Here is a 16,638-nt window from a genome sequence, read left to right on the forward strand (position 1 = left end):
TCATGGCCGCCCGTTACACAATGCGCAGGTGGTCGACCATCACGCAGCGACGCAGCCGCACAAAGCTGCGGGCGTTGGTGACGCCTTCACCCGTTGGGGTCGAGATCGTCATTGTGGTCCAGCCTTCGCCACCAAAGCCCAGGCCGGCCAGGCATGGCCCGTTCTTGACGAAAATACTGGTGTTGATGGCATTGGCCATGCGGTCCAGGTTGTCCAGATTGCGCGAGTGCATGGCCGCGGTATGCCGACAACCGCCTTCAAGCTGCACCGCCAGATCAATCGCCGCGTTGACATCGCGGGCGCGGATCAGCGGCAGCACCGGCATCATCAGTTCAGTGACCGCAAACGGGTGGCTGGCGTCGGTTTCGACGAACAACAGACGGGTGTCGGCCGGCACAGTCAGGCCGATCGCAGCGGCGATCTTTACCGCATCACGCCCCACCCAGTCGCGGCTCACCACGCCGTGCCCTTGCGCGTCGATCTGGCCCAGCAGCACGTCCTGCAAACGGCGCGCTTGTTCAGCGGTCAGTTCGACCGCCTTGTTGCGCGCCATTTCTGCCTTGAGCGCGTCGGCCACGGCATCGACCACGATCAGCGCTTTTTCGTCCGCGCAAATGATGTTGTTGTCGAACGAAGCACCAAACACGATATCGCGCGCGGCGCGGGCAAGATCGGCGGTCTCGTCGACCACCACCGGCGGGTTGCCCGCGCCAGCGGCGATCAGGCGTTTGTCGGTGACTTTGCGGGCGGCTTCCACCACGGCTTCGCCGCCGGTGACCACCAGCAAATGAATGCCCGGATAACGGAACAGCTTTTGCGCGGTTTCGATATCGGGTTTGAGCACGGTGACCAGCAGGTTGGCCGGGCCGCCGGCAGCGACAATTGCCTCGTTCAGCACGGTGATCGTGCGTTGCGAGGTCTTGCGCGCGGCCGGGTGCGGGGCAAACACCACACTGTTGCCAGCCGCGACCATGCTGATGGCGTTGTTGATCACCGTTGCCGCCGGATTGGTCGATGGCGTGACCGAGGCAATGACGCCCCAGTCGGCGTTTTCGATCAGGGTCAGGCCCTTGTCGCCAGTCAGCACCTGCGCCTGCAGGCATTCCGTACCCGGCGTATGCCGCGCTTGCGCCAGGTTCTTGGCGATCTTGTCATCCACGCGGCCCATGCCGGTTTCTGCCACAGCCAGTTCAGCCAGCTCCTGGGCAAAGGCTTCGCCGGCCTGGCGGATGGCGCTGATCACGCGGTCACGCATGGAGACGGTGGCCAGTTGTTTTTGCGCAGCGCGCGCTGCGGCAACGGCGTCATCCAGCGCCGCAAAAACGCCTGCAGGCAAGGCGGCTGCGGGGGCAGCAGCAGGCGTTGCCGCTACGGTATTCATGGTGGCCAGAACGGCCCGCACGACTTCTTCAATCTCGGCTGCTTTCATGTCAGCGGTGCTCCTTGAGTGCTTCTTCGGGGTGGCTGCGTTCACTTGTGGTAAGCCACCTTGCCGCCGATGACGACTTCATCGACGATGCCGGCGACGCTCAGGTCAACCGGCGCGGATTCATCCTGCAACCCGCGGGCAGAGCTGCCGGAAACCAGCAAGACCCATTCACCGGTGCCGGCGCCCAGGCAATCTGCGGCCACTTGCATGTCGCCACGGGCAACACCATCCAGGCCGACCAGATCGACCAGCAACAGCCGGTCCAGACGCAGGTTGCCGTGCTTGACCGTGGCGACCACCTGCCCAACCACAATGCCCAGCTTCATGGCTCCTCCGGATTGCGTTTATGTATTTCGGGCAAAGCGCATCCCTGGCCGCAGGGCGGCAGCAGGGCAACGCAAGAAAAGGGGAAACGGGGCCGCAAGACAGCTTCAGCCCCGTGGTGGTCAGTCGAGGTTTTTGTCGGCCGACATCTTGATCGGAAAGACTTCTTCCAGATCGGCGTGCGGGCGCGGAATAACGTGTACCGAGACCAGTTCACCAATACGCTGGGCAGCGGCAGCGCCGGCATCCGTGGCGGCTTTGCAGGCAGCGACATCGCCACGCACCATGGCTGTTACCAGACCACCGCCGATTTGTTTGACGCCCACCAGCTTGACGCGGGCGGCCTTGACCATGGCATCAGACGCTTCAATCAGCGCGACCATGCCGCGGGTTTCGATCAGACCCAGTGCTTCCATTTGCACACTCCTTCAAAAAACAAACGTTCAACAAAAACTCAGGACGCCAGCGCGGCAAGGTGCCGTGCGTGTCCGTCCTGGCCGATGCCGGCCATCTTCATGGCCAGCAGGCTGACAGCGACCATGTCCTCGGCAGAACAGCCGCGGGACAAGTCGTGATACGGCAGGCGCAGGCCCTGGATCATCGGGCCCAGCGCGGTATAGCCACCAAGGCGCTGCGCCACCTTGTAGGCAATGTTTCCGGCTTCCAGCGAAGGGAACACCAACACGTTGGCGCGACCGCCCAGCGGGCTGTCGGGGGCTTTTTGCGCGGCGACATCTGCCACCATGGCGGCGTCGAACTGCAACTCGCCGTCAATGCACAAAGCCGGGCTGCGTTGCCGGACGAGTGCGGTGGCCTCACGCACCAGATCGACCGCCGGATGCCGGGCACTGCCCCGGGTGGAGAACGACAACATGGCCACCCGCGCGCTGTTGCCGGTCACGCGCTCATAACTGGCGGCAGTGGCGATGGCGATATCGGCCAGTTGCGTGGTGGTGGGCTGCGGCACCACGCCGCAGTCGGCAAAGGCCAGCACCTCGCCCGGGCCAGGCGGCAACATGAAGAAAATGGAGGACACCGTCTTGTTCCCCTCGGTCAGCCCCACACCGCGCAAGCCGGCACGCAACACGGCGGCGGTTGAGGACTGGTTGCCTGCCACGCAGCAATCCACGTCCCCATTGGCAAGTAGCGCGGCGGCCAGCCAGAGCGGGTCTTGCAATTGCTGACGCACTTCGGCCTCCGCCTTGCCCGTCATGCGCCCGGCCAGGTGAGCCAGCAGTGCAGGGCGGAGGGCGGCTGTCAGCGGATCAAGCACCGGGACATCGCCCAGGGTGAGCCCGTGGGCGTGACAGAAGTGGCGCATCTCGAACGGGTTGGCCAGTAGCAAGGGTCTGGCGTAACCAGAACGCGCCAGTTCATGCGCGGCGCGGACACTGCGGACATCCAGGCTATCGGGGAAGACCACGCGTTGTGGCCGGGCGCGAGCGGCTTCACGGCATTGTTGCAACAGGTTCATGCCGGGTTCTCCAGACTAGGTACGGGCTGGCCGCGTTCATGTAACAGCGTGAGGATCATCAGCACGTAAACCGCGCTGCTGAGCCGGTTGAGTGCTTGCAAAATGTCTGGCCGGACAGGCTGGTAATCCCGGTCCAGATACAGCGCCGCTGCGCAGGTTTCGCATTCACGGATCCGTGCGCGCAGCAGGTTGAGTTGCGCAACTGCCGGGCCATGCGTGGCATCCGGCACGATATGGTCGTGCCCCAGCGTGCGCAGCGGCTGATGCGACAAGGTATGCAGACGCTCGGCGCTGACTTCGCCCATGGCGATCTCGGGCATGGGCTCGGCCGTGACTTCTGCGCGCAAAACGTTGCCAAGGCCAGAGCGGATATCCGCCAGATAGCCAGCCAGGCGAGTACGTTCGCTCGCCGGGTCAAACACGGTTTGTACCCAGACGGCCAGCGCAATGGCGCTGTCGAGTTCCCCGCGAAAACGGATGCGCTCGTCGTTTTTGGCAACAAGGGTGCTGGCGTTCAGGTGGGTCAGCGCTTCGGTTTTCTTGCCGACGGTTTGCTGGCACAAGGCGCAGTGCTGGGGCTGCGCTGTGGCGCTGCCGGTCAGACCGTGCACCGGGGTCAGTCCGCCATCCGCACCCGGATTTTCAATAAAGGTGCGGCCTGCTTCGTCCACAAACTTCACGGCCAGACCACGCGCCTTGATCAGTTCTTGCGCGGCGGGTGTCAGGCGGCTGTCGGCAGGCAGGCTGATCCGGGTGTTTTGCCCCAGCCCCGCATGGGCCCGCAGCCAGTCTTCGGTAATGAAGGTAGGCATTGTTGGCCTCAGCATTCTTGCCAGTTGGCCGGGTAGGCCACATACAGGAAACGCACGTGGCCCGGGCTGCCGAATTCAATACTCGAACCTTTGGGGATGAACATCACATCGCCGGCCTTGCCGATGACGGTCTGGCCCGCGCAGCGAATATGCAGTTCGCCTTCCAGCACCATGTCCACTTCGTCGTAATTGAGCGTCCAGGGGAAAAAGGCGTTGTTCCATTGCATGAAACCGGCCGCCATGCTGCTGCCATCGGCGCTGGTAATAACATCAGCAATGCCGATCTGCCCGCCCGGCGCGCCATCAAACACCCCCATGCGCACGCTCTGGCCGCTCACGCATTTGATGCCGCCAGGCAACGTAGTCACGCCATCCACGGCGCTGACGGTGGCGCTTTGTTCTGCCGCGACCTTGCGTACCAGTTGCGCGACCACCTCGTCCGGCACGGAACCCGCCGGCAATTGCGCCAGTACGGCGGCGCGGATGGCGGCCAGGTCGGCGTCATCGGTCGGCACAGTGCTGGGGGCGGCCGGACTGGCCGGTGCGGCGACGGGGGCCGGCGCGCTGTGGCCGGCAATGGCTTCGGTCAGCGTCACGCCAAGGCGTTCTGCCACCACCCGCGCTTCAGGCGTGACAATGTCTTGCGGCAGGGTGACTTCAAGTTGGGTGCGGCCGGCCGCGTGGGCGTTGCGGACGGTCTCTGCGGTAATCAGTTGCTTCATTGTTGATGTACTCCATGCGGTAACGGGCGGGCGCGGTGGCTGTCGGTCAAGGCGGCTTTCAGCGCCGCGACGGTTTCGGGCCACTGGCTGGATACCTGGAAAATCTCGCCATCAAAGCCGCGCTCGCGCAGCAGGTTCTCCACCCGGGCCGGGGTGGCGTCGGGCAGGTCGATCTTGCTGATGACGCAGAACAGCCGCTTGTTGTGGTAGACCTCCAGCAGGCCGGGCGGCATGTGCAATTCCAGCAGGTTGGCCGGGTGCACATAAACCAGGACGTCGACGTCGGTGATGGTGTTGATCAGCGCGTGATACAGGCGCGGGTGGTTGAAAAACTCACCCGGGGTGTCGATGGCGCCGGTCTGGTCGAACTCCACGGCCTGGGTTTTGCGCGCGGACTCATGACGGCCGTGCAGCGCGTTGAACAAGGTGGATTTGCCGGCCTCGATCGAGCCGACCAGCGCAAAACGGGGAAAGGGGCAGTCAGCGGCCATGATCAACTGCGCGTCAGCGGGCAGATGGTGTAGGCCAGCAAGCGCTGCAAACCGCTGACGGTCTGTTGCAATGCTTCTTCAACCGCACCGGCGGAACCGGAAATCACCAGCGCGCCAGAGAAGCGATCCAGAAACCCGATCTGGATATCTGCCGCCTTGCTGGCCAGATCGCCCGCGATCATGGCGGTCTCGCCCGGGGTGAGCGTCATGATGCCGATGGCCTCTGCGCCCTGAACGCCGATCTTGCGCGCGAGTTCTTCGGTGGGGTGGGAGATCAGATGTGCCAGCGTGACCTGCTTGCCGGGCACAAACTCCTGAATGATGCGTTCCTTGTCCATCGCTCCACGTCCACCAATTGGTTGTGGGCCAGACTAGGGATAGTCAGGACAGGGGCAGTATCAAAAACTGGCAAATATGCGCGGATGGGGCGGGGGATCGGGCCAGAACTTGATCCAGATAAAACTTCATCCCGATGGCATAAGAAAGGCCTGACCGCAGCAGGCATGAAAAAAGCCGGCGGCTGCCGGCTTTGGGGGGATGGGCGACACGCGGGTCGCCGTGTGTTGAACGCTTAGAACGCGCGGGTGGCAAAGGAGAGCAAAATCCCGATCACGCCAAAGTCGGTGTCGCCAAAGGTGGTGCCGGCAAAGCCGATGGCGCCAAGGCCCGAGAGCAAAATCGCCGGCAGGAAGCTGATCAGGATACCGTTGGCAAACGCGCCCAGTACCGCGCCTTTAAGGCCGCCGGTGGCATTGCCATAAACGCCCGCTGTGGCGCCGGTAAAGAAGTGCGGAATCAGCCCTGGCACAATCACGGCCAGACCAAACACCGGCGTGATGAACATGGCAATCAGGCCGCCAATAAAGCTGGACATGAAGCCGATCACCACCGCGTTGGGCGCAAACGGGAAGACAGACGGGCAATCAAGTGCCGGTTTGGCATTGGGGATGAGCTTGTCAGAGATCCCCTTGAAGGCGGGCACGATTTCGGAAATCAGCAAACGCACGCCAGCCAGAATGATGTACACCCCGGCCGAGAACACCAGCGCTTGTTTGATCGAGAACACGAGGAAGTTCACGCCGCCAGACAAGGTGGTTTCGATAAAGGTCGGGCCGGCCGCCAGCGACACCACAATGAACAGAATGCCCATGGTCAGCGCCATGCTGATCGAGGTATCACGCAAGAAGCGCAGCGACTCGGGCACCTTGATGTCTTCAGTGCTGCGACCGCTTTTGCCCACGGCTTTGCCGACCAGCGCGGCGGTAATGTAGCCAATGCTGCCAAAGTGGCCCAGCGCAAAGCTGTCGTTCCCGGTGACTTTGCGGGTAAACGGCTGCGACAGTGCCGGCATCAGCACCATCAAGATGCCCAGCAACACGCCACCGGTGAGCACCAGCGTCACCCCGGTCATGCCGCCTGCACTCATCACGGCGACCAGCAGACATGCCATGAACAAGGTGTGATGGCCAGTCAGGAAAATGAACTTGAGCGGTGTGACGCGGGCCAGGATCAGGTTGACCAGCATGCCCAGGATCATCACATAGGCGGTTTGCGTGCCGAACTGCTTCATGGCCAGCGCGACAATGGCCTCGTTATTGGGAATGGTCCCCTTCAGGCCGAAAGCGTGGTCGAACACCTGGCGGAAAATATCCAGCGAGCCGACCAGAATCTGCGCGCCGGCGCCCAGGATCACAAAGCCCAGAATGGTTTTGATGGTGCCCGCGACCACGTCAGAGACTTTGGCCTTTTGCAGCAACAGGCCGATCAGGGCAAAGATGCCGATCAGGATGGCCGGATCGGACAGGATATCGAGCAGGAATTTGATCATTGTTGTGTGACTCCCCAAACCTTGTGATTGCCCGTCATGGTACGGGCAACAGGTTGCAAGGCCGGCCGTGATGCCGGCGGGCCTTGCGTGCCGTATTTATTGCAGATGCGGTGCCAGCACCGTCTTGATCTCGGCCTTGTCCATGATGTTCTTCACCGACGCGACCTTGCGCGTGCCGTCGTCCAGGTTCTCGATGATTTCACGGGCGCCCAGGAACAGGTCTGCGCTTTCGCCCTTGGCAGAAAAAAGATCGGCATGGCCGACTTCGGCATTGCTGCCCAGCTCTTTGAGCACGTCTTTGACGGCCATTTCCAGCATCAGGCTGCTACCCAGGCCATTGCCGCATACGATCAGGATTTTCATGATGGTTTCTCCGTTGTTGTGTTGGGGGTGACCCGGTTTATTCAGGAATGCCGGCGATCAGTTCAAGCACGGCTTCGGCGGTGCTGGCTGCCTGCAACTGTGCAAAACGCTGTTCGTCCATGATCAGGCGGGCCAGCTGGCGCAGGGCGCGCTGGTGGCTGTGGTTGTCCGTGGCGGAGAACGCAAACAGCATGCGGGCGTGGTGATCCGGATCGTCGCTGAACTTCACCGGTGTGGTGGTTTTGAGCAGTGCCATGGCAATGGCCCTGGCGCCGGCCTCAGGGCGGGCATGCGGGATCGCCACATCGGGCGAGATCACGATATACGGGCCGATCTTCTCTACGTTCTCGATGATGGCATCGATATAAGAAGGGGCAATGGCGCCGCGTTCCAGCAGCGGCTCGCAAGATACCCGTACGGCCTCGCGCCAGTCGGCATAGCCTTCAGCAAAGCGGATGCTGTCGGCGGTGAGAATTTCTTTGAGCATTGCGTTTTTCCCGGTGGGTTGGTGCGTAAATCCATGTTCTACCCCGGCATAAAACGCTGAAATTGGAAAATTACCGATAATACGCAGATTTGTGCACCGGCTTTGTGCGGCGGTGCGGTAAGGGTCGCAACGTGTTGGTGATTGTTTCAATGCATTGAAAATAAAAGATAAAATATAAATATCGGCTTGATGGCCAATGGCAATCACGGCGGATTATGTTTATTTATGTTCAATATCAGGTTGATGCATAATTATGTATCAATGCATAAAGAGTAAACGTCGTGGCTGTCCAACCTGTCTGGCATTTCAACCGTAGCGCGCTGGCGGCGATTGCGCTCTCTACCTTGCAGTCCGGGCTGGCGCAGGCCATTACCTTGATGGCGCCACGGCAGATGGGGAAAAGCGAATTTTTGCAGTACGACCTGCTGCCGCATGCCGAAGAACACGGCTGGCGCGTGCGCTATTTTGGCTGCGCCACGGTGTCGCCACGCGCGCTGACCAGACGCCTGCAAGAAGCATTATCTGACTTTGCTGCGGGTGAGAAATGGCTGATGCGCCAGTTCGCCCGCTTGGCCGGGCAGCATGCCGCAACCGCCAGAGCGGCGTTTCCGGAACGGCTGGTGCAAGAACTGGCCCAGTTGCGAAACGAGAAAAAACCCTCGCTGCTGGTGATTGATGATGTGGATCGCGTGCTGCAACTGGCCGGTGGCGACACGCTGCTGCGGGAAATCCTGCGCGCGTTTGCCGGCACCAATGGCCAGGCGCGGCTGGTACTCTCCAGCACCCTGACCGGGCACCATCAGGGCTTGCCGGCGCTGTTGCAGCAACAGACCACGGTGCTGACCCTGCCTGATATTGGCGATGCGTTTGTGCATCACCTGGTCGGCCAGTATCACCAGCTCACCCGCACCAAGCGCGAAGACGACAACCCCTTTGGCAAGCTCAGCCCGTACCAAGGCATTACCTGGGGCCAGGTGGATGAAGGCATCATGCAGGACGCCTTTAACCGGCTGCAGCGGATTCCGTATTACTTTCGCGCGCTGGTGGAAGACCTGGTGCTCAACCCGGAACGCGCGCCGGCGGAAGCTTTGCAAGTGCAACTAGCACGGTTGCAGCGGCACCGTGTGGCGGTGTTGTCGTGGGAAGAAATGAGCCGGCTGGACCGGTTGCTGCTGACCGAGGTGGCCAAAGGAACGCGCCAGTTTTATGGCGATACCCTGCGGCAATACCTGGCCGCGCAAACGGGCGCAGCCAGGGTATCGACATCGCAGGTGCAAAGCAGCCTGAAAAAACTCATGCGCAACCGGGTGCTGGGTCAGGAGGCAGACGGGCGCTACCTGATCATCGATCCACACCTGGCTGCGGCCTTGTCGGTGACCGACAAGGCCTGACCCTCAGCGCGTGGGGGCCGGCGTCGGGCGGGAGAACCCATGCCCAGACAACAAACCATTGGCGGTCGCCACACCTGCCAGAATCACCGCCAGCCCGGCCACATGCCACCAGTGCAGTTGTTCGCCCAGCAACATCAATGACATGACCGTCCCGCACGGCGGGATCAGATGCATGAAGCTGCTGGCGCGGGCGCCACCCAGTCTGGCCACGGCAATGTTATAGAACTGGTACGACAGCACCGACGGAAACACACCCAGGAACAACAGCACGCTGCCACTTTGCACGGTAACGTGGGGCAGGCCGCGCAACGACCACTCCAGCGCAACCGCCGGCAACAGACACACCGTGCCCGCGCCAATCACTGCAAACAGCAACGCGGTTTTGTCGATACTGGCGGGAATCTGCCGCAGCTTGAGCGTATAAGCCGCCCAGCACACCACCGCTGCCAGAATCCACAGGTCACCGGGATTGAGCGTCAGTTGCAGCAAGGCCGCCGGGTGGCCATGGGTCAGGATGAACGCCACGCCGCAGAACGATAGAACGGTGCCCAGCGTTTGCGCCATGGTCATGCGCAGACCACAGAACAGGTGGCCGCCCAGCAGCACGCCCATCGGAATGAAGGCGCTCAGCATTACCGCGTTGGTGGCGCTGGTCTGGGTCACGCCGCGGTAAATCAGCGTGTTGCACAATGCGATGCCGGCCAGGCCAAGCACCACGATGGCTCGCCAGTGCGGACGCAATTGGGGCAATACGGTGCGCCAGCGCGGGAGGACAAGCGGGGCAAGACAAGCCAGGGCAACCAGCCAGCGGCCGAAAGAGATGGTCAAAGGGGAGAGTTGGCCGTGCAGAAAACGCCCGGCGACAAAATTGCCGGCCCAGAAGAGCGCAGCAAGCGTGGCCAGTACAACCGGCCGGGAATGCGGGGTGGCAGACATGCTTTTTTCCTGTAGGAAAAAATGGATCAATCCGCGTTGATGGCTTGTGGCCGGCGCGGGTGGTTTGAGGTCACGGCGTGCGTAACCCATGACAGATCAAGCAATGGGTGTGCCTGATGTCATACAACAATGGCATTGTAGGCAAAAAAGGTTAAAGACATTGACCTTTCAGGCTGGCCGGCCCGATCGGGTGGTGTGGACGCAACAGCGTTGGGGGCAGGGGGTAAAGACAGACAAAAAAATCCCCCGACCGCCAGGAGACGATCGGGGGGATATAAGTTAGCGTGCTCTTGCTGCTACCTCGCGGCAGACTGCCCCGGCGCAAAAACTGCGCTGGCAAGAAAGGCAGTGACCACACACTGCGGCGCCCTCGGGCACCTTAGCGCATGATTCCAAAGCCGGCTGACCCGGCAGGCTGGCGGCAACGGTCAATATCGTCGCGCTCAGGCAAGACGTGGCAGCACCTGTGCTTTCGTTGCACCGGCTTTCAAATCACGACTGTCGTTATTGGTTTTCGTTTCCGGGGTACAACAGAATGGTCGGCTGTTCTGGTTTGAATAGTGACTTGCGGGCGGGGTGCGACCTGCCCCCTGGTATTGCAACATCCACTGCAAGGTGATGCACAGACAACCCGACCCGAAAGTCAGGCTGTCCGTGTCTCATCCTTTGGCATTGCTGCCAGATCTCCTCCATCCGATTGATTGATTGCCGCGTGGACCGGACCGTTCACACGGCAATCACCATCAGATTCTTACCACCATGCTTCAGCTTGAACGCCGAAGGAGCTGCCGTTGGTGCTGTTTTCGTAGACGCTATGCACGCCCTTGCTGGAAACAGCATTCATCGGATTGCCCGGGTCCTTCATTGCAGCATCGTTCCACTTGGCGTAGGTGTAGAACAGGCGCAGTTCCGGACGAGCATAAGCACCCTTGCCAGCGGCTGCGGTCAGAGCAAACGTGACCTTGGTGATGTTCTCGTTACCCAGATCCAGGTTGTCTTGCTTGTACGATTCATAGCCAAGTTCGGTAGCGAAACCGAAGATGTCAGTGAAGTGGTACTGCGGACGGGCACCAACTGCCCACCAGGTGCGCTTGCCACCAGTGGTGTCGGAGTAGTCATCGCTGCGATATACAGCGTGGCCCATAACGGTCCACTGGCTGTCTTTCGGTTCCAGCGTGATGTTGTCAAACACCTGCAGGGTGCTGTCGTCAGAGGCAGCGCCCTGGTTGATGCTGCTGAAGTTACCCGTTGCGTTGGCGCCACGACCGTATTGCAGACCAATGCGGTTGGAACCCAGATCGCCGACCGGGTGGTCGTACAGACCGGACAGGTACCAGCCGTTGCTGGTCTGAGCGGTTGCGCTGGTGGTGGTGGTGCTCAGGCCGGTCAGCGGGTCAGTCGTGGTAACAGTGGTGTTATCCGAGTGCCATGCGCCAGTCAGGCCAGCGTTGAAGGTGAACGCGCCAGGACCTGCCTTGATGTTGGAAACCTTGAACAGGTTTTCCAGCCAGGTGCGGCCCAGGTCGTTGGAGTCAGCCGGACGCATCAAAGCGTAGCTGAACATCACGTCGTTACCCAGGTTGATGTTTTCGATACCAGCACCGGAGCCGTCACCGACCAAGTACTTGTAATCGAGCATGTGCAAGTCAGGACGATCGTAGTAACGCAGACCGGCCCACAGCACTGCATCCTTCAGAGCACCGTCGCCCCAGTGAGCAACGCTGATGTAGTTCTGGGCAAATGCCAGCTTGGTATCCCAGTAGTCAGCGGAATACGGAATGTCGGTGTTAACCATGGTGTGTGCAGTCCACACAGCACCGTTGGACTGGTTGAACACAGGAATGTCCAGACCGATTTCGCCGTAGGCATCGCACTCGTTACCCAGACGGAACTTGGCATAGCCAACGCCGAAACATTGCATGTTGCCGCCCTTGCCGGCTTCGCCCCAACCTGCGCGGAAGTAGCCGTTGGAGGTAACGCTGCCTACTGCAGCTTGCAGGGCGGTCGGAGCTACATCATCAGCCATTGCCATCGCGCCGGTAGCCAGCATGGCAGCTGCAGCGAAGTGGGTAATACGGAACTTGAAGTCCATTTTTGGTACTCTCTCTTTGCTCGAGTGTGTAAACCCGTCTGCACGGGGACTCAAAATAGCCAGGTCGCTGCCACGACGCTTGCTACATTCGGGAACACAAAGCGGCAGACTACATAATTGCCGCCGTAGTAATAACTTGCCCGATTCACCAGTCGGCCGTGGAAAGTTGAATGGTGAAAAGGGTCCTCCCTATAAGCCTCAAGGCACTGCCTTGGGGCTTCTTTCATTCCGGACCGTCTATCGGCACCATGTACTCAAACCCGCGTGTTTATTAGGTTTGAATAATGTATTTATGGTGATCCGCAGATCGGCTCAAAAGCGTGCAACTGCTTGTAAGCTTGTTCCGAAACTGTGCGTTGACGATAAGCAGGGGCGTGTTTTGCAGGAATCAGTAGAACACCTGTCGGGTGTTCTTCTTAGGTAAATGTCCTTATGCGATTTCGCCAAATTTGCTCAAAAAAACACTGGACACACCTAAAAACATACAGATTTTTAAGGTGTTCCCCGTAGTCGAAGGGCGCTTTGCTACTTTTTTTGGCGTTTTGGGGGCGTGTTAGAAAATGTTGCAAAAAATGGACAGTAGCAACAATCCATGCAAACGATTTCACCTGAAACTGACCCGACAGCCACTTGATGAAGGTATCTATATTTAGTGACCTGAAAAATGCGTGGTCATGACCTTTGCCGTCAGAATTGCCGCTCTGGCCCCGTGGCGAAGGGGTCTGCAAGGGTTTGGGCGCTGATGCTTGTAAACAGCAAGTTGTGTTTGTGCTAACCTGCAAGACAAGTTTTCCCACAGGTTTCATATCAATGGCTAAAGGCACCATTTTTGTCGTGACAGCCCCGTCGGGCGCCGGCAAGACCACACTGGTTGCGGCCCTGCTTGCCGCAGACCAGCAGATTCAGCTTTCCATCTCTTTCACCTCGCGCCCTGCGCGTGCGGGCGAAGTGAATGGCAAGGATTACCACTTTGTTGACCGTGCCACCTTTGAAGGCATGGTCCAGGCAGGTGACTTTGTCGAATGGGCAGAGGTCTACGGCAACTATTACGGCACCTCCAGAAAATGGCTGGAGTCGGTGATTGATGACGGCCGCGACATCTTGCTGGAGATCGACTGGCAAGGCGCCCAGCAGGTGAAAAAGCTGTTCCCGGATTCCGTGGGCGTGTTTGTCCTGCCGCCGTCCATCAACACGCTGGAGCAACGCCTGCGTGCCCGTGGCAAAGATCCGGAAGACGTCATCCAGCGCCGCATGTCCAAAGCCCGTGAAGAAATGGGCCACGTCAGCGAAGCGCAGTACGTGATCATCAACGAACACATTGATGACGCCGTGCGCGACATCATCAGCGTTGTGCGGGCAGAACGCCTGCGCGGCGAGCGTCAGGCAGTACGTCACGCCGAACTGGTGAACTCGCTCAAGGCCTGATCTGTTATAATCAATGCAATTCAAGGCCATAACGGGTTCTCGTCATGGCCGTTTTGGTTTTTTGGGGCCGGGCTCAAATCGCATGAGCCGGTCCTGGTTTGATCGGAGATTCCATTTATATGGCACGCGTAACCGTTGAAGATTGCCTGAACCGCATCGAAAACCGTTTTGATCTGACTCTGGCTGCCGCCTACCGCGCCCGCCAGATCGCCAACGGCTCCACCCCGCAAGTGGACGCCCCGGGCCGTGACAAGCCCACCGTCCTCGCCCTGCGCGAAATGGCTGCCGGCCTGGTTGGCCGCGAAATGCTCAATCGTCGCTCTTGATCCGCACTGCGTTTCACCCCACCTGACATCTATATTTAAATGAATATGGAGACGGCCATCAGTGTCTGATGGCCGCGGTGGAGTATCCCCTCATGGAAGCGTTGCTTGCTGCTGCTGACGTACCTGACCTGGCTGCCAAGGCGCCAGCGGTCATTGCTGCGGCAAACCGGTTTCTGACCGAAGACACTGCTTACCTCAAGCCCGAAGACCGGGTGTTCCTCGCTGTCGCCTTCAAATTCTCTGAAGCCGCGCATCGTGGACAAAGCCGCCAGAGCGGCGAGCCTTATATCTCCCATCCGCTGGCTGTGGCCAGCATCCTGACGTCCTGGCATCTTGATGCCCAGGCGCTGGCGGCTGCGTTGCTGCACGACGTGATGGAAGACAGCGGCATCACCAAGCTTGAACTCACCGAAAAGTTTGGGCGCCATGTGGCCGAGCTGGTTGACGGCATGTCCAAGATCGACAAGCTGGAGTTCCAGAGCAAGGAAGAGGCGCAGGCGGAAAACTTCCGCAAAATGCTGCTGGCCATGGCGCGCGACCTGCGTGTCATCCTGATCAAGCTGGCAGACCGGCTGCACAACATGCGCACCATGGGCGTGATGCGGCCGGACAAGCAAAAACGCATTGCGCGCGAGACCATGGAAATCTACGCGCCGATCGCCAACCGGCTGGGTCTGAATGCGGTGTACCTGGAACTGGACGACCTCTCGTTCAAGTACACCTATCCCAACCGTTATGAAGTGCTGTCCAGGGCACTCAAGTCCGCGCGCGGCAACCGCCGCGAGGTGGTGGGCAAGATTCTGGACGGCCTCAAGAACAAGCTGATCGAATGCAATATCGACGCCACGGTAACGGGGCGCGAGAAAAACCTGCACAGCATTTACCGCAAAATGCAGGAAAAGAGCCTCTCTTTTTCCGAGGTGCTCGATATCTACGGTTTCCGCGTCATCGTCAAAGACGTACCGACGTGTTATCTGGCCATTGGCGCACTGCATGCCTTGTACAAGCCCATCCCCGGCAAGTTCAAGGACTACATTGCGATCCCCAAGGCCAACGGTTACCAGAGCCTGCACACCACGCTGTTCGGCCCGTACGGCTTGCCGATTGAAATCCAGATCCGCACGCAGGACATGCACCGCATTGCGGACGCTGGCGTCGCCAGCCACTGGATGTACAAGAGCGGCGACGAGAGCTTTTCTGATGTGCAGCAAAAGACCCACCAGTGGCTGCAGTCCTTGCTGGAAATCCAGGCGGAATCCGGCGACGCGGTGGAGTTCCTGGAGCACATCAAGGTCGATCTGTTCCCGGATCAGGTGTACGTGTTCACGCCCAAGGGCAAGATCATGAGCCTGCCGCAGGGCGCCACGTGTGTCGACTTCGCCTACGCCGTGCACACCGATATCGGCAACCGCTGTATTGCTGCCAAGGTGAACCACGAACTGGTGCCGCTGCGCTCACGCCTCAAGAGCGGCGACCAGGTGGAAATTGTCACCGCCGCCCACGCCAAGCCCAATCCGTCCTGGTTGACGTTTGTCTCAACCGGCAAGGCGCGCTCGCATATCCGCCACTTCCTTAAAACCATGCGGTTTGAAGAGTCGGTGCATCTGGGCGAACGCTTGCTGGCCCAGGGTTTTGCCACGCTGCATCAGCAGTTTTTGCCGATGACCGACGACACCTGGGATCGCTACCTGAAAGAAAGCAGCGCGCGCACCAAGGAAGATGTGCTTTCTGACATCGGCCTGGGCCAGCGCCTGGCGGTGGTGGTGGCCAAGCGCCTGTTGCAGTTGTCCGGCCAGTGGCTGGACGACAACACGGCCGCGGCTGCCGCCGGCCGCAAGATTTCGTCGGTGACCATTCGCGGCACGGAAGGCATGGCCATCCAGTTCGCCCGCTGCTGTAATCCGATCCCGGGTGACCCGATCATTGGCCTTGTGAAGAAAGATCAGGGCCTTGTGGTGCACACGCATGATTGCCCGCAGATTTCCGGCCGCGGCCGGATTGATGCCGACAAATTCATCGACGTGGAATGGGACCCGGATTCCACCCGCCTGTTTGACGTGCCGATCCGCGTGCTGACGGAAAATACCCGTGGCGCGCTGGCGCAGATTTCCGCCGCGATTGCCGAGGCGGAGGCCAATATTGTGTCGGTGGCAACGCAAAACGCGGAACATGAGGGTGACCGGTTTATGCAGATTGCCTTTGTGCTGCAGGTCTCTAACCGCGTGCATCTGGCGCGGGTGATGCGGTCTTTGCGGCAGTTGCCGAGTGTGTTCCGGATTTTGCGCATGCGGGGTGGGGAGAAGGCCTGAGCGGCCTTTGCATCCGCTGTGGGTATTTGAGAGGGCTTGCAAAAAACGCTACCTGTTGAGGGTGGCGTTTTTTGTTTGTGGGATGTGAAGGTGATGTGTGCTTTCCCACTACCTCGTCATTCCGGCCTTGAGGCGGAATCCAGTTGGCCGCCACAGGTGGCCTTTGGTGAACGAAGCCATAAAACCTTAACTGCTGTTAGCGCCTTCGGCGCGGGTAAAGGCATTACCT

17 protein-coding genes are annotated in these 16,638 nt (G+C 60.0%); 4 read left to right on the forward strand and 13 right to left on the reverse strand.

Annotation, left to right across the window (positions count from 1 at the left end; genetic code table 11):
* Positions 1-13: 13 nt before the first annotated feature.
* The 11 genes from IEX57_RS12875 to IEX57_RS12925 form a co-directional block, all read right to left on the reverse strand.
* Entirely contained in the window at positions 14-1,429 is a 1,416-nt protein-coding gene (locus IEX57_RS12875; protein WP_188704759.1) for an aldehyde dehydrogenase family protein, read from the reverse strand.
* Positions 1,430-1,470: 41 nt separating this feature from the next.
* Positions 1,471-1,755: a EutN/CcmL family microcompartment protein gene (locus IEX57_RS12880; RefSeq protein WP_188704760.1), complete on the reverse strand. Its 285-nt coding sequence runs from the start codon at positions 1,753-1,755 to the stop codon at positions 1,471-1,473.
* A gap of 120 nt (positions 1,756-1,875) precedes the next feature.
* Positions 1,876-2,169 (reverse strand): ethanolamine utilization microcompartment protein EutM, encoded by a 294-nt coding sequence (eutM, locus tag IEX57_RS12885; protein WP_088737641.1) that lies wholly within the window; start codon positions 2,167-2,169, stop codon positions 1,876-1,878.
* A gap of 38 nt (positions 2,170-2,207) precedes the next feature.
* Positions 2,208-3,227 (reverse strand): phosphate acyltransferase, encoded by a 1,020-nt coding sequence (locus tag IEX57_RS12890; RefSeq protein WP_188704761.1) that lies wholly within the window; start codon positions 3,225-3,227, stop codon positions 2,208-2,210.
* Positions 3,224-4,039, reverse strand: coding sequence for an ethanolamine utilization cob(I)yrinic acid a,c-diamide adenosyltransferase EutT (eutT, locus tag IEX57_RS12895; protein WP_188704762.1), 816 nt, complete (start codon positions 4,037-4,039; stop codon positions 3,224-3,226). The genes IEX57_RS12890 and eutT overlap by 4 nt, the downstream gene beginning before the upstream one ends.
* Positions 4,040-4,047: 8 nt before the next feature.
* Positions 4,048-4,761, reverse strand: coding sequence for an ethanolamine utilization acetate kinase EutQ (gene eutQ / locus IEX57_RS12900; protein ID WP_188704763.1), 714 nt, complete (start codon positions 4,759-4,761; stop codon positions 4,048-4,050).
* The gene (locus IEX57_RS12905) at positions 4,758-5,252 is read right to left on the reverse strand and encodes a EutP/PduV family microcompartment system protein (RefSeq protein ID WP_188704764.1); all 495 of its coding nucleotides are present in this window, start codon (positions 5,250-5,252) and stop codon (positions 4,758-4,760) included. Before IEX57_RS12905 ends, eutQ begins: the two co-directional genes overlap by 4 nt.
* A 2-nt stretch (positions 5,253-5,254) precedes the next feature.
* On the reverse strand, positions 5,255-5,590 hold the full coding sequence (eutS, locus tag IEX57_RS12910; RefSeq protein ID WP_188704765.1) for an ethanolamine utilization microcompartment protein EutS: 336 nt from the start codon (positions 5,588-5,590) through the stop codon (positions 5,255-5,257).
* Positions 5,591-5,823: 233 nt separating this feature from the next.
* Positions 5,824-7,080, reverse strand: coding sequence for a PTS ascorbate transporter subunit IIC (gene ulaA / locus IEX57_RS12915; RefSeq protein ID WP_188704766.1), 1,257 nt, complete (start codon positions 7,078-7,080; stop codon positions 5,824-5,826).
* 96 nt (positions 7,081-7,176) lie between these two features.
* Positions 7,177-7,443, reverse strand: coding sequence for a PTS sugar transporter subunit IIB (locus IEX57_RS12920; RefSeq protein WP_229709011.1), 267 nt, complete (start codon positions 7,441-7,443; stop codon positions 7,177-7,179).
* Positions 7,444-7,480: 37 nt separating this feature from the next.
* Positions 7,481-7,930: a PTS sugar transporter subunit IIA gene (locus tag IEX57_RS12925; protein WP_188704767.1), complete on the reverse strand. Its 450-nt coding sequence runs from the start codon at positions 7,928-7,930 to the stop codon at positions 7,481-7,483.
* Between the two features lie 281 nt (positions 7,931-8,211).
* On the opposite strand from IEX57_RS12925, the gene IEX57_RS12930 reads away from it, so the two are divergent.
* Positions 8,212-9,321, forward strand: a complete 1,110-nt coding sequence (locus IEX57_RS12930) for a P-loop NTPase family protein (RefSeq protein ID WP_188704768.1) — start codon at positions 8,212-8,214, stop codon at positions 9,319-9,321.
* A 3-nt stretch (positions 9,322-9,324) separates the two neighbouring features.
* Here IEX57_RS12930 and IEX57_RS12935 read toward each other — a convergent pair whose 3' ends face one another.
* Together IEX57_RS12935 and IEX57_RS12940 are read right to left on the reverse strand one after the other, a co-directional pair.
* Entirely contained in the window at positions 9,325-10,257 is a 933-nt protein-coding gene (locus IEX57_RS12935) for a DMT family transporter (RefSeq protein WP_188704769.1), read from the reverse strand.
* Positions 10,258-11,008: 751 nt separating this feature from the next.
* Positions 11,009-12,349 carry a carbohydrate porin gene (locus tag IEX57_RS12940; protein ID WP_188704770.1) on the reverse strand — a complete coding sequence of 447 codons (1,341 nt, stop codon included), beginning with the start codon at positions 12,347-12,349 and terminating at the stop codon, positions 11,009-11,011.
* Between the two features lie 810 nt (positions 12,350-13,159).
* On the opposite strand from IEX57_RS12940, the gene gmk reads away from it, so the two are divergent.
* The 3 genes from gmk to IEX57_RS12955 all read left to right on the forward strand — a co-directional run bounded on the left by gmk (position 13,160) and on the right by IEX57_RS12955 (position 16,409).
* Positions 13,160-13,774, forward strand: coding sequence for a guanylate kinase (gene gmk / locus IEX57_RS12945; RefSeq protein ID WP_188704771.1), 615 nt, complete (start codon positions 13,160-13,162; stop codon positions 13,772-13,774).
* 119 nt (positions 13,775-13,893) lie between these two features.
* Positions 13,894-14,100 (forward strand): DNA-directed RNA polymerase subunit omega, encoded by a 207-nt coding sequence (rpoZ, locus tag IEX57_RS12950; RefSeq protein ID WP_188698579.1) that lies wholly within the window; start codon positions 13,894-13,896, stop codon positions 14,098-14,100.
* A 92-nt stretch (positions 14,101-14,192) separates the two neighbouring features.
* Positions 14,193-16,409 carry a RelA/SpoT family protein gene (locus IEX57_RS12955; RefSeq protein ID WP_188704772.1) on the forward strand — a complete coding sequence of 739 codons (2,217 nt, stop codon included), beginning with the start codon at positions 14,193-14,195 and terminating at the stop codon, positions 16,407-16,409.
* The last annotated feature ends 229 nt before the right edge of the window (positions 16,410-16,638 follow it).

The sequence above is a fragment of the Silvimonas iriomotensis genome, assembly GCF_014645535.1.
Lineage (GTDB): Bacteria > Pseudomonadota > Gammaproteobacteria > Burkholderiales > Chitinibacteraceae > Silvimonas > Silvimonas iriomotensis.